The organism is Streptomyces sp. NPDC050619, from assembly GCF_040654815.1.
In the GTDB taxonomy this organism is placed as follows: domain Bacteria; phylum Actinomycetota; class Actinomycetes; order Streptomycetales; family Streptomycetaceae; genus Streptomyces.
This window is the reverse complement of the sequence record NZ_JBFAIR010000030.1, coordinates 13,863-33,780: the sequence shown is the minus strand read 5'-3', so window position 1 is coordinate 33,780 and position 19,918 is coordinate 13,863. Positions and strand designations below refer to the sequence as shown.

The 19,918-nt window shown below is 72.1% G+C and carries 15 protein-coding genes; 4 read left to right on the top strand and 11 right to left on the bottom strand.

All coding sequences use genetic code 11. The features are described from left to right. Positions 1–100 precede the first annotated feature (100 nt). Positions 101–1,567: a GuaB1 family IMP dehydrogenase-related protein gene (locus AB0I77_RS37645; RefSeq protein ID WP_363287292.1), complete on the bottom strand. Its 1,467-nt coding sequence runs from the start codon at positions 1,565–1,567 to the stop codon at positions 101–103. A 350-nt stretch (positions 1,568–1,917) separates the two neighbouring features. Between AB0I77_RS37645 and AB0I77_RS37640 the strand changes: the two genes are divergently transcribed. Next, positions 1,918–2,733: an SAM-dependent methyltransferase gene (locus tag AB0I77_RS37640; protein WP_363287291.1), complete on the top strand. Its 816-nt coding sequence runs from the start codon at positions 1,918–1,920 to the stop codon at positions 2,731–2,733. Positions 2,734–2,743: 10 nt separating this feature from the next. On the opposite strand, the gene AB0I77_RS37635 is transcribed toward AB0I77_RS37640, so the two are convergent. Both AB0I77_RS37635 and AB0I77_RS37630 read right to left on the bottom strand, forming a co-directional pair. After that, entirely contained in the window at positions 2,744–3,649 is a 906-nt protein-coding gene (locus AB0I77_RS37635; protein WP_363287290.1) for a helix-turn-helix transcriptional regulator, read from the bottom strand. Between the two features lie 115 nt (positions 3,650–3,764). Further along, complete coding sequence (locus AB0I77_RS37630; protein ID WP_363287289.1) at positions 3,765–4,208, bottom strand: hypothetical protein; 444 nt, start codon at positions 4,206–4,208, stop codon at positions 3,765–3,767. Positions 4,209–4,222: 14 nt separating this feature from the next. Here AB0I77_RS37630 and AB0I77_RS37625 point away from each other — a divergent pair, with 14 nt between their 5' ends. Further along, positions 4,223–6,184 (top strand): translation initiation factor 2, encoded by a 1,962-nt coding sequence (locus AB0I77_RS37625; protein WP_363287288.1) that lies wholly within the window; start codon positions 4,223–4,225, stop codon positions 6,182–6,184. Positions 6,185–6,196: 12 nt separating this feature from the next. Here the strand turns inward: AB0I77_RS37625 and AB0I77_RS37620 are convergent, their stop codons facing one another. From AB0I77_RS37620 to rpe, 4 genes are all read right to left on the bottom strand, one after another. Further along, positions 6,197–8,212, bottom strand: coding sequence for an ATP-binding protein (locus AB0I77_RS37620; protein WP_363287287.1), 2,016 nt, complete (start codon positions 8,210–8,212; stop codon positions 6,197–6,199). A gap of 101 nt (positions 8,213–8,313) precedes the next feature. Beyond that, on the bottom strand, positions 8,314–8,619 hold the full coding sequence (locus AB0I77_RS37615) for a barstar family protein (RefSeq protein WP_363287286.1): 306 nt from the start codon (positions 8,617–8,619) through the stop codon (positions 8,314–8,316). 161 nt (positions 8,620–8,780) lie between these two features. Continuing rightward, positions 8,781–9,827 (bottom strand): sugar-binding domain-containing protein, encoded by a 1,047-nt coding sequence (locus tag AB0I77_RS37610; protein ID WP_363287285.1) that lies wholly within the window; start codon positions 9,825–9,827, stop codon positions 8,781–8,783. A gap of 78 nt (positions 9,828–9,905) precedes the next feature. After that, positions 9,906–10,592 (bottom strand): ribulose-phosphate 3-epimerase, encoded by a 687-nt coding sequence (rpe, locus tag AB0I77_RS37605; protein ID WP_363287284.1) that lies wholly within the window; start codon positions 10,590–10,592, stop codon positions 9,906–9,908. A gap of 136 nt (positions 10,593–10,728) precedes the next feature. Between rpe and AB0I77_RS37600 the strand changes: the two genes are divergently transcribed. Then, positions 10,729–12,897: an MMPL family transporter gene (locus AB0I77_RS37600; protein WP_363287283.1), complete on the top strand. Its 2,169-nt coding sequence runs from the start codon at positions 10,729–10,731 to the stop codon at positions 12,895–12,897. Here AB0I77_RS37600 and AB0I77_RS37595 read toward each other — a convergent pair. After that, entirely contained in the window at positions 12,878–14,329 is a 1,452-nt protein-coding gene (locus tag AB0I77_RS37595) for a transcription antitermination factor NusB (protein WP_363287282.1), read from the bottom strand. The two genes, AB0I77_RS37600 and AB0I77_RS37595, sit on opposite strands and share 20 nt — an antisense overlap. Positions 14,330–14,392: 63 nt before the next feature. Next, positions 14,393–15,325 (bottom strand): methionyl-tRNA formyltransferase, encoded by a 933-nt coding sequence (gene fmt, locus AB0I77_RS37590; RefSeq protein WP_363287281.1) that lies wholly within the window; start codon positions 15,323–15,325, stop codon positions 14,393–14,395. Between the two features lie 334 nt (positions 15,326–15,659). On the opposite strand from fmt, the gene AB0I77_RS37585 reads away from it, so the two are divergent. Beyond that, positions 15,660–16,202, top strand: coding sequence for a hypothetical protein (locus tag AB0I77_RS37585; protein WP_363287280.1), 543 nt, complete (start codon positions 15,660–15,662; stop codon positions 16,200–16,202). A gap of 227 nt (positions 16,203–16,429) precedes the next feature. Here AB0I77_RS37585 and AB0I77_RS37580 read toward each other — a convergent pair whose 3' ends face one another. Both AB0I77_RS37580 and metK read right to left on the bottom strand, forming a co-directional pair. Next, positions 16,430–18,595 (bottom strand): primosomal protein N', encoded by a 2,166-nt coding sequence (locus tag AB0I77_RS37580; RefSeq protein ID WP_363287279.1) that lies wholly within the window; start codon positions 18,593–18,595, stop codon positions 16,430–16,432. A gap of 112 nt (positions 18,596–18,707) precedes the next feature. Beyond that, positions 18,708–19,916 (bottom strand): methionine adenosyltransferase, encoded by a 1,209-nt coding sequence (gene metK, locus AB0I77_RS37575; protein WP_363287278.1) that lies wholly within the window; start codon positions 19,914–19,916, stop codon positions 18,708–18,710. Positions 19,917–19,918: the final 2 nt, after the last annotated feature.

The window sequence follows — 19,918 nt, the reverse complement described above, 5'->3', positions numbered from 1 at the left end:
GGGTGGTTCACTTCGCTTCTGGTGGTGCGAATCGGGAGCGGCGACGGCCGTACCCGAAGTAGAACACGAGCCCGACGGCGCACAAGCCGCGCGAGTCGACTCAGTTCCAGCTGGCGTGCAGCGGCTTGCCCTCCGCGTAGCCGGCCGCGCTCTGGATGCCGACGACGGCCTTCTCGGCGAACTCCTCCATGGAGCCGGCACCCGCGTAGGTGCAGGCGGAGCGGACGCCCGCGATGATCGAGTCGATCAGGTCCTCCACGCCCGGGCGGGCCGGGTCGAGGAACATCCGGGAGGTGGAGATGCCCTCCTCGAACAGCGCCTTGCGGGCCCGGTCGTACGCCGACTCGTCCGACGTACGGTTGGCCACGGCCCGCGCGGACGCCATGCCGAAGGACTCCTTGTACAGGCGCCCGCTCGCGTCCTGCTGGAGGTCGCCAGGGGACTCGTAGGTGCCCGCGAACCAGGACCCGATCATCACGTTGGACGCGCCCGCGGCCAGCGCCATGGCCACATCGCGCGGGTGCCGGACACCGCCGTCGGCCCACACGTGCTTGCCGTACTTCTTCGCCTCGGCCGCGCACTCCATGACGGCGGAGAACTGCGGCCGGCCCACGCCGGTCATCATGCGGGTGGTGCACATGGCGCCCGGTCCGACGCCTACCTTGACGATGTCGGCACCGGCCTCGATGAGGTCCCTGACACCTTCCGCGGCGACGACGTTGCCCGCGACGATCGGGACCCGCGGGTCGAGGCCGCGCACCAGCTTGATCGTGCTGAGCATCGACTCCTGGTGGCCGTGTGCCGTGTCGATGACGATCGTGTCGACGCCCGCGTCCAGCAGCTGCTTGGCCCTGACCACGGCGTCGCCGTTGATGCCGACGGCGGCGGCGATGCGCAGCCTGCCGTTCGCGTCGGTGGCCGGGGTGTAGAGCGTGGCGCGCAGGGCGCCCTTGCGGGTGAGGATGCCCGCGAGGCGGCCGTCCTCGTCGACGGCGGGGGCGTAGCGGCGGTTGGCGTGGTCCAGCCGGTTGAAGGCCTCGCGCGGGTCGATGTCCGCGTCGAGCAGCACCAGGTCCTTGGACATGACCACTTCGAGCTGGGTGAAGCGGTCCACGCCGGTCAGGTCCCGGTCGGTGACGACACCGACCGGCCGCTGCTCCTCGTCGACGACCACACCGGCGTTGTGCGCGCGCTTCGGCAGCAGGGACAGCGCGTCGGCGACGGTCTGGTGCGGGGCCAGCACGATCGGGGTGTCCAGGACGTGGTGGCGGCCCTTCACCCAGGTGACGACCTCGCTGACGACGTCGATCGGGATGTCCTGCGGAATGACCACGAGCCCGCCGCGCCGGGCCACGGTCTCCGCCATGCGGCGCCCCGCGATGGCGGTCATGTTGGCGACGACCAGCGGGATGGTGGTGCCCGAGCCGTCCGGGGAGCCGAGGTCCACGCCCTGCCGGGAGCCGACCGCGCTGCGGTTCGGGACCATGAACACGTCGTCGTACGTCAGGTCGTAGGGAACCGGAGAATTTTCTACGTGGCGACCGGTGCTGGCCTCGAGGAAACGCATAGACCCACATTTTCACGCGAGATGTCGCAGGTCACTCCCACGAAGACACAGCGATACACCCCCGCGATCAGGTAATCCTCCAAGGAGGTACAAGGAGGTGGCGGGGGCTCCCGTGCCGGGCAGGAACCTGCCTTACGACAAAACGTTACCCGAGCGCTCGTAGGGCCTGCGAGCCCGGGGCTGGTCGTGCGCTGGGCGCGGCGGTCTTGCCAACAGGTCAACGGACAGCCGGACAAGGCAGGTTGGGCCAATGATTCACCTGAGTCGAGCCGTGGGGAATAACGTGGACGTCCACGACTGGTGTTCGACGGTTTCGTGGTTTCCCCACTTACGCACGCGCAGGAGCGTCCATGACTGATGAGGCAGAGAACTCCGAGCAGGAGGCGCTCGCCAAGATCGATACCTCCGTGCCGCAGTCGGCTCGGATCTGGAACTACTGGTTGGGGGGAAAGGACAACTACGAAGTCGACCGCGTGGCCGGTGACGCGTTCCGCGAGATCTTCCCCGGCATCGAGACCGGAGCCCGTGCCGCCCGGTACTTCCTCGCCCGCGCCGTTCGTCATCTGGCCGCCGAGGAGGGTATCCGGCAGTTCCTGGACATAGGCACGGGGCTGCCCAATGTGGACAACACCCATCAGATCGCCCAGCGGGTGGTCCCTGAATGCCGGATCGTCTACGTCGACAACGACCCCTTGGTGCTGGCACACGCCCGCGCGCTGCTCACCAGCACCCCGGAAGGTGTCACCAACTATGTCGACGCCGACCTGCGCGAGCCGAGCACGATCGTGCGGGAAGCCGGCAAGACGCTGGACTTCGACCAGCCCGTCGCTCTCATGCTGATGGGCATCCTGGGCCACATCGAGGACTACGACGAGGCGCGCTCGATCGTGCGGCAGCTGGTGGACGCCCTGCCCTCCGGCAGCTACCTCGTGCAGTACGACAGCACCAGCACCAGCGAGTCCTACGTCCAGGCCATCCAGCAGTACAACGAGGGCGGCTCGATCCCGTACATCCTCCGCAGCCCTGAGCAGATCGCGCGCTACTTCGACGGTCTGGAACTGCTCGAACCGGGCGTGGCCTCGTGCTCGCGCTGGCGTCCTGACGCCGGCGCCTGGGACCTCCCGGCGGAGGTGCATCAGTACGGCGGTGTCGCCCTCAAGCGCTGACCCTCTCGGATCAGGTCTCCTGAAGGATGCGATGGAGGATCGTGGCCGTCTCGTCCGGTGATTCGGCCTCGACCACCAGGCGGTTCATGACATCCCAGTAGCACTCGATCTCGGCCGGCTTGTCGGGATAGAGGGCGGTGGTGAGCTGTTCGAGGCAGACCACGTCGGGCAACTGACCGCCGGGCAGGCGCAGGACGGTGACCGGACCGCCTTCCGCGGCGTGGCCGCCGGCGGCGAACGGCATGATCTGGACAGTGACCTGCGGAAGTCGGCAGATCTCGATGAGATGCCTGAGCTGGGCGCGCATCGTGCCGGTGCCGCCCACCGGGCGACGCAGCGCCGCCTCGTCGATCACGGCCCAGAGCTGCGCCGGCGGCTGCCGGTGGAGGATCCGCTGGCGTGTCATCCGCAGTGCGACTCGCCGGTCGATCTCCTCCGCACAGGCGTCCGAGTGGGCGATCCGGATGGCCGCACGCGCATAGTCGGGGGTCTGCAACAAGCCGGGAACACGCTGGACCTCGAAGCAGCGGATGACACTCGCCGCCTGTTCGGCCCCGAGGTAGACCTGCATCCAGGCAGGCACCACGTCGTTGTAGTACCGCCACCAGGCGGGGGTGTTGGCCTGTTCGGCCAGGGTCAGCAAGGTGGCGCGTTCGGCCTCGTCCGTGACTCCGTAGAGAGTGAGCAGATCGGCCACGTCACGCAGTTTGAACCCGTGGCGACCACCCTCCATCCGGCTGATCTTGGACCGGGAGGCCCGGATCACACGCCCCGCGGCCTCACGGGAGATGTGCCGCTCCTCCCGCAGTCCGCGCAGCCGCGCGCCCAGCGCCAAGCGCGGCACCATGGGCCCGGCCGACTGGCCTTCCAAGACCCCGCTGTCGGACGGTGTACGTGCGGCCTCTTTGGTGCCCATGGGCATTCTCCCTGCGGTGAACGCAACTCTGCACGCGTACAAGCGCTGCGGTTGGCCATCCTAGGGGCTGTCCGGTACATGATCTTCGCGTTCGCTCGGGGTCGGCGCCCGGCCGCTACGCAGCCGACCCACGCTCCGACGCGGTGCGCGCCGCCTCGATGAACTCCCCCAGTGCCGCGTCGAGTTCACCGAGGGACGGATGCCTGGGCAGCAACGCCATCAGGGACCGCGCCGCGTCGGCGGGACCCGCGGGGCCCTCCAGGAGTACGACGCTGTAGGCCCGTTCGAGGTCGGGGAGGTCGCTCGGCTGCGCCTCCCCCGTCCTACGGGTGACGAGGACGGCGTTCACCGCCTGGAGGAAACCGACGTACGCCTCGCGGCGCTGGGCGTGGATGCGGGCGGCGCGCTGCTCGTCGAGCGTCAGGCGCATGGTCTGCTCGGCGGCAGCGGCCTGCCGTTCTCCGGCCTCTCGGGTCGAACGCCCCGTGATCAGACTTCCGGCGAGAGCGGAACCGGCGCCGATGAGCGCCGCTGACAGCACACTGAGCCACTCGTTCATGCAGCGCATTCTGCATGTCCCGGCCAAGCGCCTATCAAGCGGCCACCGAAGAGCCGCCGAAGGGGACACCCATCGGCGCCGACCGCCCCGCGGGTACCATCGCCTCGCCGCACCGGACGGTCCCGGCGAACAGGCGCCGATCTGCGCAAACGCCCAGACCCGCGGACACCCGGCAGATAGACTGGAGAGACACTTGGGCGACGGGCGACGGGCGACGGGCGACGGGCGACGGGCGACGGGCGACGGGCGACGGGCGACGGGCGACGGGCGACGGGCGACGGGCGATTCTCTTCGCCGCGCGCTCGCAGAACGCACTCCATCGGCTGCTGGACACCCTCCCGGTCTTCGAGGGTGACCCCCGCTTCGACCGCCTCTTCACCCTCGTCCCCGGCTCGGACTTCTCCGCCGACGCCCTCACCGCGATAGAACGGGCCGGCGCACAGTCCCTCCCCTGGGCACACGCCACCCGCCGCCGCTTCGCACTGATCCTGGCCGCCAGCCCCAAGGGCGACCTCCAGGCCTTGCACGGCCCTCGCGCGCTGCTCCCCCACGGCGCCGGCTTCAGCAAGTCCATCCGCCACGAGGGCACGGAGTACTCCCCCTCCGGACTCGACCCGGCCCACCTCCTGCTCCCCGACAGCACCTTCCTCGCCGACCTCTACGCGCTCGCCCACCCCAGCCAGGTCGCCCGCCTGGCCGCGGTCAGCCCGCAGGCGGCAGCCCGCTGTGCGGTCGTGGGCGACCCCCTCCTGGAACGCTTCCTCGATTCCGCCGACCGACGGGACCGCTACCGGGCCGCCCTGCGCACCGGCACCCGCACCCTGGTCGTGATCGCGTCCACCTGGGGCGAGGAGTCCCTGCTGGCGCGCCGCCCCTCCCTGCCCGCCGACCTGGCCGCCGTCCTGCCGCACGACGAGTACCAACTCGCCTTCGTCCTGCACCCCAACGAGCGGGTCAGACTGGGCGAGTTCCAGCTCGAACAGCACCTCGCCCCGGCCCGCCACGCCGGCCTCGTCCTCCCCGAGGCGTACGAGGAGTGGGCCGCCGTCATGATCGCCGCGGACGCCGTGATCACCGACCACGGCTCGGCGGCCCTGTACCCGGCCGCCCTCGACCGCCCCGTGCTCGCCGCCTATGACGGCGGCACCGAGCTGCTCCCGGACAGCCCGATGGCCGACCTGCTGAGCCGCGTCCCACGTTTCACCGCCGTCGATCCCCGCACCCCCGAAGTCCTCGACGACCCCGGCGGCATAGCGACCGCGATCCGCGCCCACCGCCCCGGCGGCGTCCGCACCCTCACCGACACCGTGTTCGCCGAGCACGGGCAGGTCCTGGAGCGGCTGCGCGCGAAGCTGTACGCACTCATCGGCGTCGAGCCGCCCCCGGTCCCGGCCCTCCCCCGCCTGCTCCCCGACCCGGCACCGGCGCCCGTCACCCCGTACGCGTTCGCGGTCCGCATCCGGCACGGCGCCGCGGGTGTCCTCCACGTGACGCGTCATCCCGCCCACTTCGAGCCGCCCGCCCCCGTCCATCACCTCGCGGCCGAGGTCGGCACCGCGAGCGTGCGCCACACGCAGGGCGCCGCCCTCCTCTACCGCAGAAGCCGCGGGACCGGCGGGACCGGCCAAGCCGACGCGTACGGCGGCCGGGTGATACGAACGGCGGCCGACTGGACCGTCCGGGTCCTGGCGGACCACCCCGGAGGCAGGCGCACCGCCGCGCTCATCGTCTCGGACACCTACTGCCTGGTCCGGCCGCGCTCGGGCCCCCTGCTGTCGGTCCGCATCGGACCGTGCCGGGAGGCGGACGGGCTGGCGTACGCCGATCCGGCACCGGTGCTCTCCGCCGTGCACGCCGCGCTCGTCGCCGAACGGACCGGCCCCGCGCCCACGTCCCTCACCTGCGCGATCGGCCCGCGCACGTTCGCCGTACGGCTGTCTCCCGCGTCCCCGGACGAGGCGGCACTGCCGCTGTGAAACCCGGTCGGGTCACTCCAGCCCGCACCGCTCCCGGACCGACCGAGCCGCCGCCCGATGCTCCTCGGCCTCCGCCTCCCGGCCCTCCCCCGCGGCCAGTTCGGCCAGCGCGTCCAGGACCCGGATCTCGTCGCGGGCACCGCCACGTCCCCGCGCTCCGGCCAGTGCGGCCAGATACCGCTCACGTGCCTCGTCCGCCCGGCCGAGTCGCGCCAGGACACCGCCGAGGGCGAACTCCGCACGCGCGACGAGGCGGATCCGCCCGTCCGCCGCGAACTCCTCCCGCGCCCCGGTCAGCAACTCCGCCGCGCGCTCCAACTCGCCGAGGTGAGCGAGGGCTTCGCCCAGACGGTACGTCTGGAGCGTGACGCCGTACGCGTTGCCGATCCCGGCGTGCACGGCGCGCGAGGCCTCGAACTCGGCCGCGGCCGCCGCCCAGTCGCCCTGCGCCGCGCGCAGCATCCCGCGGAACTCCATGGCGGACGCGGCGAGTTTGCGCTCGTCCGCGGAATCCCCGAGGGCGGCCTCCACCGCACGCAGCGCCTGGCCGAGTTCCCGGTCGGCCGCCTCCAACTCCCCTTGTTCCCACAGCGGCCGGGCGAGCTGGCAGCGCATGCGGACGACGGCCCGGATGTGACCGGCGCGCTGCGCCGCGGCCACGCCGGTCCGGAAGGCCTCGATGTGGTCGGCGTAGTGCGGATGATCCAGGAAGTGCGTCCACAGGGGCTCGCACAGCGCCCAGGCCTCCTCCGTGCCCCACGTGCCCTCGGCGCCCGCCGCGTGGGCGATGCGGACACAGGCGAACAGCGCGTGCCGCTCGGCCTCCAGCCACTGGTAGGCCCGCCGTTTCTCCGGCCCCGGCTCGTCGCCGGGCCGCTCGAACAGCACGTCCAGCGTGCCGGGCACCGGCGGCACAACTGCGGCGAGCGTGAGCCGACGGCCCGCCGCCAGCAGGTCGGCGCGCTGCGCCTGGCGCAGATACCAGCGCACGATCCGCCGCCGCGCCGCGTCCCGCTCGTTCTCGTCGCCGTCGGCCTCGGCCCGCCGCCGGGCGTGAGCACGCAGCAGCTCGGGAAGGCGCGCGCGGCCGTCCTCCCCGCTCCGGTGGTCCAGGAGCCCCGCCTCGCGCAGCTCGTCCAACGCGTCCTCGGCGTCACCGCCGAGGAGTGCGGCAGCGGCGGCCGGGGTGAAGGACGGGCCGGGGAAGTCGGCGAGCAGCCGGTAGAGCCGGGCCGCCTCACCGCTCAGACCGCCGTAGGCCGCGTCCCACACTCGTTCCACCGTCGGGATTCCCTTCTCGTGCAGTTCCGCGGTCAAAGACCCCAGCAGGCGGGGCAGCGGTCGCTGCGGATGGCGGCGCAGCAGGCGGCCGGCCACGTGCAGCGCGGCGGGCAGGCCGGCGCACAGTCGCAGCAGGCGGCGGGTCTGGTCCGGTTCGGCCGCGAGGCGCTCGTCGCCGTCGCGTGTCACGCGCTCCAGCAGCTCCCGTGCGTGCGCCTCCCCCAGTGGATCCAGGGGCAGTTCCACGGCGGCGCCGGCCTGGAGGTCGTAGAGCGGTCCGTGGCTGGTGACGATCGCCAGGCTCGCGCCCGAGGTGGGCAGGAGCGGCTCGACCTCGGTGCCGAAGCGGGCGTTGTCGATGACGAGGACGAGCCGCTTGCCGTGCGTCAACGACCAGTACTGGCGCACCCGTTCCTTGAAGACGGGGGCGATCCAGTCCGACCCCAGGGCCCGCAGCAGATCGCCCAGGACATCGGCGATGTCCACCCCGCCGTCGGCGCGGCGCACGTCGTCGAGGTCGACGTAGAGCACGCCGTCCGGGTACCGCTCCGCGACACCGCGGGCCAGCCGGAAGGCCAGCTCCGACTTGCCCGTGCCGCCGTATCCGCTCAGCGCGAAGCACAGCGGGCGTGCGCCGGACCGCCGCTCCTGCGATTCCTGTGCCTGGGCCACGGCCCGCAGAACCCGCGCCTGTTCCTCGTCACGGTCGACGAAGTGCGCCGGCTCCGGCGGAATCTGGTACACCATGCGTCGCCCAACCCCGTTTCGCCTCGCAGCCTTGCTCGATCCGGCACGAGCCTATCCACAGAGCGGAGTTGATAACCCATCAGCCGACTGCGACGCGGGGTTCAGCCCAACGCCAACGCCACGGTGAGCCGCGACTCGCGCCCGGCCGCCTCGGCGAACACCTCACGCGCCACGTCCCACTCGTCCGGCCGCGCCTTCTCGTACGGCCGCCAGTTCCGTACGACGATCAGCAGCCCCTGCTCGACGGCGCCCTCGGGCCAGACGGTGTGGTCGCGGAGGCTGTCGGCCAGCGCGTCCCAGTTGCGGCCGAACCAGTCGGGCAGCTCCAGGGCGCGGGCACAACGGTCCATCAGGCCCGCCTTGTCCGTGACCCCGTCGAGGTCCAGCGTGACCACGCGTTCCGTCATCTCAGTACCGCCCTGAACGAGTCGTAGTGATCGTCGGTGTAGGGGATCTCGCCGCCCCGCCCGGTGACGACGCGCGGCCCGTCACCACGGCGAAAAGGCGGACCACCACCCGGGGGACGAACCGCGCCATCCCGCCACGGCCGCCCCCTTATGACCTGCCGTCAGATCCCGTCCGGGTCGGTCCGGTTGAGCGCCGGCTTCGGCGTCGGCCCCGCCGCCATCAGGTAGTCCGCCGCCGCGGTGTCGGTGACGAGGCTGGTGACGAGCCCGGACCGCAGCACCGCGTCGATCGCGGCCCCCTTGCGCTGCCCGCCCGCGATGGCGACGACCTCGGGGATACGGCGGAGCTGGTCGGCCTTGACGGTGATGCACCGCTCGCCGAGGTCCCGCCCGACCCGGCGGCCGTCGGTGTCGAAGAGGTGCGCGGACATCTCGGCGGCGACCCCGAGCGAGGCGTAGTGCGCCCGCTCCTCGTCGCTGAGCATGTCGTGCACCGTCGAGATGCCCGGCTCCCAGGAGCCGATGGAGACGCAGGCGACCGTGACCTTGTCGAAGTACTCGAAGGCCCGGGCGATCCCGGTCTGGTGGCGCAGCGCGGTCGCGGTGGCCGCGTCCGGCAGCAGCATCGGGGCGTAGATGGGATGGGCGTCGCCGCCGGACACCTGGGCGGCGCGGCGGACTGCCTCGACCGAGCCGCGCTCGGCGGTCCCGGCGTCGTACACACCCGTCAGCTGCACCACCGTGCACGGCGGCAGCCGGTCGAGGGCGGCCGCCATGTGGATGGTGGACCGGCCCCAGGCCAGGCCCAGGATGTCCCCCTCGTTGACGAGTTCGCCGAGCAGGTCGGCGGCCACTTCCCCCAGGTTCTCGGGGTCGGGGGAAGTCTCCTCGGCCTCGGCCGGCGACTCCACCACGACGGCGTGCCTGAGGCCGTACCGGGCGCGGAGCGCGTCGGAGCGCTCGGCGTCCAGTTCGGCCGGCACTCGGATCTCGATGCGTACGAGATCCCGTTCGAGGGCGGTTTCCAGGACCCGGGCCACCTTGAAGCGGCTGACGCCGAACTCCTCGGCGATCTGGATCTTGGACTTGCCCTCGAGGTAGAAGCGGCGGGCCATGGCCGCCGCCTGCACCAGCTCAGCGGGTCCCATCCGCATGGCTGACCGGCCCGCCGACATACCCGACACGGCGATCTCCTCACTGCTGTTCACACTTTTGATTCGCCGTTCATCCTCGCAGATCCGGCGCTCTTGATCAGCCCTGATGGGAGTCGTTCACGTTCCCGTGGCTCAGTGGTCGCACGCCCAGGATGCCTTGCCGGTCGTCGCCTCCGCCTGGGTGCGTAGTGCACGTACCGCTTCGGCCGGGTCGGATGCCCCGTACACGGCCGATCCGGCGACGAAGACATCGGCGCCCGCGTCCGCGCAGCGCTCGATGGTGGAGGCCGAGACACCGCCGTCGACCTGGAGCCAGAGTTCGAGGCCGTGCTTTTTGATCAACTCGCGGGTGCGGCGAATCTTCGGGAGCATGATGTCGAGAAACGCCTGACCCCCGAAGCCCGGCTCGACCGTCATGATCAGCAACATGTCGAGTTCGGGGAGCAGATCCTCGTACGGCTCGATGGGCGTCGCGGGCTTCAGCGCCATCGCGGCGCGGGCGCCCTTGGCCCGGATCTCCCGGGCGAGCCGGACGGGAGCGGCGGCCGCCTCGACATGGAAGGTGACGGAACCGGCCCCCGCTTCGACGTACTGGGGCGCCCACCGATCGGGGGCCTCGATCATCAGATGGCAGTCCAGCGGGGTGTCCGTCGCACGGGCCAGAGACTCTACGACCGGCACACCGAGCGTGAGGTTCGGGACGAAATGGTTGTCCATGACGTCGACGTGGAGCCAGTCGGCTCCCGCCACCGCCTTCGCCTCGTCCGCGAGACGAGCGAAGTCGGCGGACAGAATGCTGGGATTGATCTGCGCGGCCATGCCCCAAGCCTGCCATGCCGGGACGCAAGGGTTCGCGCCGGTCCAGACCTAGGACGTTCATCGGATGTTCCGCCCGGCGCGCGCGTGCCATGCTGGGCCGCCGACCGGCTCGACGCACGGTTGCGGGGGTAACACCATGGCGGAGATCCAGGAGAAGCCACAGAGGCAGCGCGGCATCGCGTATCTGGTGTGCGGGCGGCGTGCCAAGTGGCTGGTGCTGGTGCTGTGGCTCGCGGCGCTGTTCCTGATGGCGCCCTTCGCCCAGAAACTCACCGACGCGCAGGACAACGACGCGGCCTCGTGGCTGCCCGGCTCGGCCGAGTCGACCCAAGTCCTGGAGCTCTCCGAGGACTTCAGGCCGGAACAGATCCCCGCGGTCGTCGTGTACGCGCGCGAGAGCGGCCTGACGGCACAGGACCGGGCGGCGATCTCCGAGGACGTGCGGCAGCTCAAACAGCTGACCGACCACGGCATCCGCGGCGCCGAGACCCGGGGCCCGGTCTACGACCGGCCGACCGACCCGCGCGCGGCTCAGATCCTCGTGCCGATCACGATGGACGAGAAGGGCTGGGAGCGGATCGCGCCCGCGGTCGACTCCATCCGCGACGAGGTCGGCAAGGGCGGCGACGGGCTCGCCGTGCACATCACGGGCCCGGGCGGCACCTCGGCCGACTTCTCCGAGGCCTTCGAGGGCATCGACTCGACGCTGCTGATCTCCGCGATGGCCGTCGTCATCGTGATGCTGCTCATCACCTACCGCAGCCCGACCCTCATCCTGATCCCCCTGCTCTCGGTGGTCGCCGCCCTGTTCACCGCGCAGGCCCTGATCTACTTCCTGGCGGAGCACGCGGGCCTGACCGTCAACGGGCAGAGCGCCGGAATCCTGACGGTGCTCGTGTTCGGCGCGGGGACGGACTACGCCCTGCTGCTGGTCGCCCGCTACCGCGAGGAACTGCGCCGCCACAAGGACCGGCACGAGGCGATGGCGCTGGCCCTGCACCGCGCGGGCCCGGCGGTCCTCGCCTCCGGCGCCACCGTCGTCCTGAGCATGCTGGTGCTGGTGGTGGCCGAGATGAACTCGACGAGCGGTCTCGGCCCGGTCGCCGCCATCGGCGTCGCGGTCGCCCTGCTGGCGATGATGACGCTGTTCCCGGCCCTGCTGGTGATCTTCGGCCGCTGGATCTTCTGGCCGGTGATCCCGCACCTCGGCGCGGCCAACCCGGCCGACACAGGGGTCTGGGCCCGCATGGGCAGCCGTATGGCCCGCCGCCCCCGGATGGTCTGGGGCGTCACCGCGGCGGTGCTGGCGATCTGCTCGCTCGGCCTGATCCAGCTGCGCGCCGAGGGCATCAGCAACGCGGACGCGTTCACCGGGAAACCGGACTCGATCGTCGGCCAGGAGGTCTCGGCGCGCTACTTCCCGGCGGGCAGCGGCGATCCACTCGTCGTCATCAGCAACCAGGCTCAGGCGCGGCAGGTCGGCGAGGCGGTCGCCGCCACCCCGGGGGTCGTCCCCGAGTCGCTGGGCCTGCCACCGGGCACCGAACCGTCCTTCGAGGGCAAGGTGCTCTTCGAGGCCACCATGACCGACCCCGCCGACAGCGAGGCCGCGAAACAGACCGTGGAACGGGTCCGGGACGCCGCGCACGCGGTGCCGGACGCCGACGCCCAGGTGGGCGGCGGGACGGCGACCCTGCTGGACATGGACGAGGCGACCACCCATGACAACATCCTGATCATCCCGCTGGTGCTGGTCGTCGTCCTGCTGATCCTGTGCGGGCTGCTGCGCGCGCTGATCGCCCCGCTACTGCTGATCGGGACGGTGATCCTGTCGTTCGCCGCCGCGCTCGGCATCAGCGCGCTCGCGTTCCGGTACGTGTTCGACTACGCGGGCGAGTCGACGGACTTCCCGCTGTTCGTCTTCGTCTTCCTGGTCGCCCTGGGCATCGACTACAACATCTTCCTGACCACACGCGTCCGCGAGGAGGCCGCTCACCAGGGCACGCGCAAGGGCGCGGTGACGGGCCTGGCCGCGACCGGTGCGGTCATCACCTCTGCGGGCCTGGTCCTCGCGGGCACCTTCGCGGCTCTCGCCACCCTCCCGATGGTCGCCTTCGCCGAACTCGGCTTCGCGGTGGCGCTCGGCGTGCTCCTGGACACCTTCATCGTGCGGTCGGTGCTGGTCACGTCCCTGTTCCTGGACGTGGGCCCGAAGGTGTGGTGGCCGCACCGGCTGGCCAGGGAGGCCGGCGGGGCGCCGGCGACCCGCGAGCCCGAGGAACGGGTCAGCCAGTCCTCCGAATGAGCGCCAGATACATGGCGTCGGTCCCGTGCCGGTGCGGCCACAGCTGTACGTCGGGACCGTCGCCCAGGTCCGGTACGCCGGGAAGGAGCGGGCGGGCGTCGATGAGTTCGGCCTCGGGACGATGTTTGAGCACGTCGTCCACGACGGCCCGCGTCTCGGCGAGGTGCGGCGAACAGGTGGCGTAGCCGACGACCCCGCCGACCCGCACGGAGTCGAGGGCCGTACGCAACAGACCGCGCTGCAACGGCGCGAACCCCTCCAGGTCCTCCGGACGCCTGCGCCACCGCGCCTCGGGCCGCCGCCGCAGGGCACCGAGCCCCGTGCACGGCACGTCCATCAGCACCCGGTCGAAGGAGCCGGCCCGCCACGGCGGCCGGGTCCCGTCGGCGGCGATGACCTGATAGGGCCCCGGATTCCCGTCGAGGGCCTTGGCCACCAGCCCCGCCCGGTGCGGCTGCTTCTCGGCGGCGAGCAGCATCGCCCCGCGCTGGGCGGCGAGGGCGGCGAGCAGCGCGGCCTTGCCCCCGGGCCCGGCGCATCCGTCGAGCCACTTCTCGTCCGGCCCGTCGAGGGGCGCGTTGGCGAGCGCGAGGGCCACCAGCTGGCTGCCCTCGTCCTGCACCCCCGCCCGGCCTTCCCGTACGGCCTCGACGGCACCGGGCTCGCCGCCCTCGGACAGCCGCACGGCGTACGGCGACCACTGCCCGGGCAGCGCGGCGTCCTCCCGGAGCAGCTCGTCCGTGGTGGCCCGCCCCGGCCGGGCGACCAGGGTCACCTCGGGCCGCGCGTTGTCGGCCTCCAGCAGCTCCTCGATACCGGCCCGCCCGCCGCCGAGCGAGTCCCACAGCGCGGAGACGACCCAGCGAGGGTGCGAGTGCACGACGGAGAGATGGTCCTCGGGGTCCTGGTCGTAAGGCGGCGCGACCTTCGCGATCCATCCCTGGAGATCGTCCTGGGCGACCTTGCGCAGCACTGCGTTGACGAACTTGGCCCGCCCGTCGCCGAGCACGACACGGGCGAGCTCGACGGAGGCGGACACGGCGGCGTGCGTCGGGATCCGCGTCCCGAGCAGCTGATGCGCACCGAGACTGAGAACGTCGAGCACCGGCGGGTCGACCTCTCGCAGCGGCCGGTCCACACACGCGGCGATGACGGCGTCGTACGTCCCCTGCCACCGCAGCGTCCCGTACACCAGCTCGGTCGCGAGCGCGGCGTCCCGCCCGTCGAACTTGCCGGGTCCCGCCTTTTCCCGCGCCTTGCGCAGCAACGGCGGCAGGACGAGGTTGGCGTACGCGTCCCGCTCGTCCACGGCGCGTAGAGCCTCGAAGGCGAGAAGGCGGACGGGGTCCTTCTGGGGCCGACGGTAGGGTTTGCCGGTCTTGCCGGTGTTGGTGCTGCCGGTCTTGCGGGGCCGACGGGGCTGATCACTCACGAAAAAGGTGCTCCGGATTTCAGAATGGGATACGCACCAAGCGTAAGTCCGCGGCCCCCCGCGTCACGCGCCGAGGGTCTCGCCGTCGCCGATACGCGCCCCGCGCGCCCAGTCGGCGGCCTTCATCGGCTTCTTGCCCTGAGCCTGCACCCACAGCAGCTCGACGGCGTGCGAACCCGTGCCGACGTGGACGTCGTTCTTGCCGACGGCTAGCGCGCCGGGGGCGAGGTCGGTCCGCTCGGGCACAGCCCGGACCTGGATGAGCTTGAGCCGCTCGCCCCGGAAGACGGTCCAGGCACCGGGCGCCGGCGTGCACCCGCGCACCACCCGGTCCACGCGCAGCGCGGGCGCGGACCACTCCACCTGGGCGTCCTCGACGGTGATCTTCGGGGCGACGGTGATCCCCTCGGCCGGCTGCGGTACGGCCTTCAGCGCGCCGTCCTCGATTCCGTCCATGGTCGCGGCGAGCAACCCGGACCCCGCGAACGCAAGCCGAGTCAGCAGGTCGCCGCTGGTGTCGGTGGGCCGGATGGTCTCGGTCACCGTCCCGAAGACGGGCCCGGAGTCGAGCCCTTCCTCGATGAGGAAGGTGGTGGCCCCGGTGATCTCATCTCCCGCCATGATGGCGTGCTGCACGGGCGCGGCCCCGCGCCAGGCGGGCAGCAGCGAGAAGTGCAGGTTGACCCAGCCGTGGGCGGGGATGTCGAGGGCCGCCCTGGGCAGGAGGGCGCCGTAGGCGACGACGGGACAGCAGTCCGGAGCGATCTCCTTGAGCCGCTCCAGGAACTCCGGATCCCGCGGCTTGGCGGGCTTCAGCACCTCGATCCCGGCCTCCTCGGCCCGCTCGGCGACGGGAGACGCGACCAGCCTGCGCCCACGCCCGGCCGGCGCGTCGGGCCGCGTGACGACGGCGGCCACCTCGTGCCGCCGGGAGGCGAGCAGAGCGTCCAGAGCGGGAACGGCGACCTCGGGGGTACCGGCGAAGACGAGCTTCATGGGTGGGTTCGGGCCTCTCGGGCGGGGTTGGTCGGGCCAGCGCACAAGTCTATGACCCCGGACGACCACGAGCGGAAAGCCGCCGACGGCGAGTGAGCCCCACAGGAGAGGTCCACTTCTTCGTCCAACTGGAAACGGGTGGTGCACGGGTGGGAAAAAATCCGAGGCCGAAGGCCGAGGCGCGAACCCCCAACACAGGGGCGCACAAATATCCCCACGCGCCCCCCATGCGTGACCCGCGGAGCGAATCCGCGTTGGTCAAGACAGAGTTGACCACAGCGGGCCGCATTCGCGCGGCCCGATCCTTTTCAACGCCGGTTCGAGAGGCTTGTTCATGGCCGACCACGCAACCCACGACGCCCAGGCTCGGGCCAGCCTGCACTTGCTGGTGCGGGACATCGAGCGGGTCCGCCGGCAGGTGGACGCACTGCGCACCCTCACCGCCCAGTTGGGCAACGTCTACCGCCCGCGCCGCTCCGGCCCGTCCACGGGCTTCGTCGTCTACGGACGCGCCCCCGCCCCGACGGTCCGTCTCGCCCAGGAACTGCGGGACAGTGTCGAGACCCTGGTCACGGCCGCCGTGGACTTCGACCGCTCACTCGGCTTCTCGTGGGACGCGGTGGGATCAGCCCTCGGAGTCACCAAGCAGGCGGTGCACCGCCGGTACGGCGCCCGCCGCGCCACCGCCCAGGCGGCCGCCGAAACCGAGCGGACGACGGACCCCTCGGCCTCCCGCACGGTCAACGTGGGCACCGGCATCTCCACGGTGCCGACGGTCCCCGCCGCCCGCTCCATGCCGACCCAGCCGACGGCGGGCAGCCCGGCACTCCGCGACGAGGCCAGGCCGACGGCCTTCCCCGGCCCCCGCAACGGCTGACCTTCCCCGCCCCTGCACTGCCCTCCCGGCACGCATCCGGGAGGGCAGACACATGTCGCCATCGGCCAGATCACCTCACCCGCACGCACACGCCGGCCACCCCACCCCACCGCTCACACGAGCGCACACACAGGGCCACCTCACCCCCGTCCCTCGCAGGAGCGCACACACAGCCACCTCACCCCCACCCACCCCGAACACACACCCACAACCACCTCGCCCCCCACTCACCCGATATCGGGCGGATCAATCCGCACCCGAACCGCGGCCTCCCCACCCCCGCTCCCACCCCCACGCGCCATCCGCGCCGCCTGCGCGGCCTTCAGCGCGGACGCCAACGCCGCGCCGCTCCCCGGGGGCACCCGGATCAACGCCCGCTCCCAGCGCTCGCCCGGAGGCGGCCCCCCCACCCGACGTGGACGCCCCACGGGCGTGACGGGCAACGGCACGGGCCCCAGCAGCTCGGCATCCCCAGGCAGTTCCACCGCGCGCAGAAACTCGGCGACCGCCTCCGCGTCCCCCGACACGGCGGCCATCCGCGACACCGGCGGAAACCCCAGCTCGGCCCGCTCACCGAGCTCCCGCACCGCATGCCCGACGGGATCCCACCGCACGAGCGCCTGCACGGGCCGCAGGGTGGGCTCGGCGACGACCACGACCGTGCCCCCCGCGCCCTGCGGCCGTACCAGCGCCGCCGCACCGATCCACCGCCGCAGCGCGTCCTCACCGGCGCGCAGATCGGGCCGCCCGAGCATGGCCCAGCCGTCCAGCAGCAGGGCGGCCGCGTACCCGCCCTCGGCGACGGGCTCGGCGCCCGGCGTGCTCACCACGAGCGCGGGTGCCGACGGCACGGTGTCCAGGACCTGCTCGCGCCCCGACGTCCGCACCGGAACGGCCGGAAACGCCCGCCCCAGTTCCTCGGCGGTCCGCCGCGCCCCCACGACCTGCGCCCGCAACCGGTGTCCCCCGCACTCCGGACAGTGCCAGGCACCCTCCTCACGCCCGCACCACCCGCACCGCAAGGCGGCCCCTGAATCCTGCGCCTCCAAGGGCCCCGAACAGTGCCGACAGCGCGCCGGCGCCCGGCAGTTGGCACAGGCCATCCTCGGTACGTACCCACGCCGGGGCACCTGGACGAGCACCGGCCCGTGCCGCAGTCCCTCCTTGACGACCTGCCAGGCCAGGGTCGGCAGGCGGGCGGCCCGCGCCGCCTCGTCCCGCGCGAGGTCCAGGTCCCCGACGGTCCTGACGAGCGGCGCGGCGGACCGCACCTGGTCCCGTCCGGCGACGAGCGGCCGGGCCCACCCGCTCGCCACCAGCTGCGCGGCCTCGACGGTGCAACCCCAATTCCCCAGCAGGAAGCCGCACTTGTCCTGGGCGGCCCGCAGCAACAGCACCTCCCGCGCATGCGGCTGGGGCGCGTGCTGCTCGCTGTGGCTGTCGTCGCCGTCGTCCCAGATGGCGACCAGCCCGAGCTCCTGAACCGGCGCGAACATGGCGGCCCGCGTCCCGATGACGGCCCGTACGGACCCCCGCCGCACAGCCAGCCACTCCCGATACCGCTTCTCGGGCCCGGCGTCGGCGGTGAGCACCGCATGCCGTCCCTCCCCCAGCAGCGCCGTCAGCGCGGCGTCGACGCGCGCGACCGCCCGCCCGTCCGGCAGCACGATCAGCGCACCTCGGCCGGAGGCCAAGGTCGCCCCGACAGCCCGCGCCAGCTCGTCGCTCCACTCGGGCCCGGGCAAGGCGTTCCACACCGCACGCGGCGCACCCCCTGAGCCCAGCGCCTCCAAAAACGCGGCCCCGCGCTCGTACCGCCCCCAGGACCCCACCTCGGGAGCGCCGGGGGGCGGCAACGGTTCGGGCGAGGGCCGCTGCTCGGCCCGCGCATTGCGCGGCGGCACGGCAAGCTGAAGCACATCGGCGAGACTGCCCGCGTACCGATCGGCGACGGCCCGAGCCAGCCCCAGCAGCTCCGCACTGAGCACCCGCTCGGGCGAGACGACCTGGGCCAGCGCGGCCAGCGGCCCGGAGTAATCGGACTCCGCGAGCCGCTCGACGAGAAACCCGCCGATCAGCCCCCCGCCCTCCCGGCGTCCGTCCCGCACCCGATGCCGCCCGGCCCCGAACCGCACCCGCACCCGCACCCCGGGCTGCGCGTCCGCATCGAGCTCTTCGGGCACGGCGTAGTCGAAGTACCGATCGAGATGAAGCACCCCTTTGTCGACCAGCACCCGCGCGACCGGCAGTTCCTTGGCCAGCGCGGCCCCCCGCCACGTCCGAGGCTTCGCCCGGGGTGCCTTGGCCTCCCGCACACTCTCCCGGATAAGCGCAAGCTGCTCGGGCGGCGCCCCTTCGGCCCCGCCGCCCACCGCCCCGTCCTCGCTGCTCACGCTTGCATTCTTACCAAACGCCACTGACATCCGACGGCGGTCGGCCGGCCGGAACGTGCCGAGGCCCGGCTCCCCCAGAGGGAAACCGGGCCTCACACCAAGCGATTGGCCCCTACAGCCCCGCGGCCTTCCGCAGCGCGTCCACGCGGTCCGTGCGCTCCCACGTGAAGTCGGGAATCTCGCGGCCGAAGTGGCCGTACGCCGCGGTCTGGGCGTAGATCGGGCGGAGCAGGTCGAGGTCGCGGATGATGGCGGCCGGGCGGAGGTCGAAGACCTCGTCGATCGCCTTCTCGATCTTCTCGGTGTCGACCTGGGCGGTGCCGAAGGTCTCGACGAACAGGCCGACCGGCTCGGCCTTGCCGATCGCGTACGCGACCTGGACCTCGCAGCGGGAGGCCAGGCCCGCGGCGACGACGTTCTTGGCGACCCAGCGCATCGCGTAGGCGGCGCTGCGGTCCACCTTGGACGGGTCCTTGCCGGAGAAGGCACCGCCGCCGTGGCGGGCCATGCCGCCGTAGGTGTCGATGATGATCTTGCGGCCGGTCAGGCCCGCGTCGCCCATCGGGCCGCCGACCTCGAAGCGGCCGGTCGGGTTCACCAGGAGGCGGTAGCTCTCGGTGTCGAGCTTGATGCCGTCGTCCAGGAGGGCCTTCAGCTCCGGCTCCACGACGAACTCGCGGATGTCGGGGGCCAGCAGCGACTCGAGGTCGATGTCGGAGGCGTGCTGCGAGGAGACCACGACCGTGTCCAGGCGGACCGCCTTGTCGCCGTCGTACTCGATGGTGACCTGCGTCTTGCCGTCCGGGCGCAGGTAGGGGATGGTGCCGTTCTTGCGGACCTCGGACAGGCGCTTCGACAGGCGGTGCGCCAGGAAGATCGGCAGCGGCATCAGGGTGGGGGTCTCGTCGGTCGCGTAACCGAACATCAGGCCCTGGTCACCCGCGCCCTGGCGGTCCAGTTCGTCTTCATCACCCTCGACCCGCGACTCATAGGCCGTGTCGACGCCCTGGGCGATGTCCGGGGACTGCGCTCCGATCGACACCGACACGCCGCAGGAGGCGCCGTCGAAGCCCTTCTTCGAGGAGTCGTAGCCGATCTCGAGAATCTTGTCGCGCACGAGCTGCGCGATGGGTGCGTAGGTCTTGGTGGTGACCTCACCGGCCACATGCACCAGGCCGGTCGTGATCAGCGTCTCGACGGCGACCCGGGAGTTCGGGTCTTCGCGCAGAAGCGCGTCGAGGATGGTGTCACTGATCTGGTCAGCGATCTTGTCGGGGTGACCCTCGGTCACGGACTCCGAGGTGAACAGGCGACGGGACACAA

Excerpts from the sequence above, each read along its gene's own strand:
- AB0I77_RS37645 (WP_363287292.1), bottom strand. The coding sequence starts at position 1,567 with ATGCGTTTCCTCGAGGCCAGCACCGGTCGCCACGTAGAAAATTCTCCG.
- AB0I77_RS37640 (WP_363287291.1), top strand. The coding sequence starts at position 1,918 with ATGACTGATGAGGCAGAGAACTCCGAGCAGGAGGCGCTCGCCAAGATC.
- AB0I77_RS37635 (WP_363287290.1), bottom strand. The coding sequence starts at position 3,649 with ATGGGCACCAAAGAGGCCGCACGTACACCGTCCGACAGCGGGGTCTTG.
- AB0I77_RS37630 (WP_363287289.1), bottom strand. The coding sequence starts at position 4,208 with ATGAACGAGTGGCTCAGTGTGCTGTCAGCGGCGCTCATCGGCGCCGGT.
- AB0I77_RS37625 (WP_363287288.1), top strand. The coding sequence starts at position 4,223 with ATGTCCCGGCCAAGCGCCTATCAAGCGGCCACCGAAGAGCCGCCGAAG.
- AB0I77_RS37620 (WP_363287287.1), bottom strand. The coding sequence starts at position 8,212 with ATGGTGTACCAGATTCCGCCGGAGCCGGCGCACTTCGTCGACCGTGAC.
- AB0I77_RS37615 (WP_363287286.1), bottom strand. The coding sequence starts at position 8,619 with ATGACGGAACGCGTGGTCACGCTGGACCTCGACGGGGTCACGGACAAG.
- rpe (WP_363287284.1), bottom strand. The coding sequence starts at position 10,592 with ATGGCCGCGCAGATCAATCCCAGCATTCTGTCCGCCGACTTCGCTCGT.
- AB0I77_RS37600 (WP_363287283.1), top strand. The coding sequence starts at position 10,729 with ATGGCGGAGATCCAGGAGAAGCCACAGAGGCAGCGCGGCATCGCGTAT.
- fmt (WP_363287281.1), bottom strand. The coding sequence starts at position 15,325 with ATGAAGCTCGTCTTCGCCGGTACCCCCGAGGTCGCCGTTCCCGCTCTG.
- AB0I77_RS37585 (WP_363287280.1), top strand. The coding sequence starts at position 15,660 with ATGGCCGACCACGCAACCCACGACGCCCAGGCTCGGGCCAGCCTGCAC.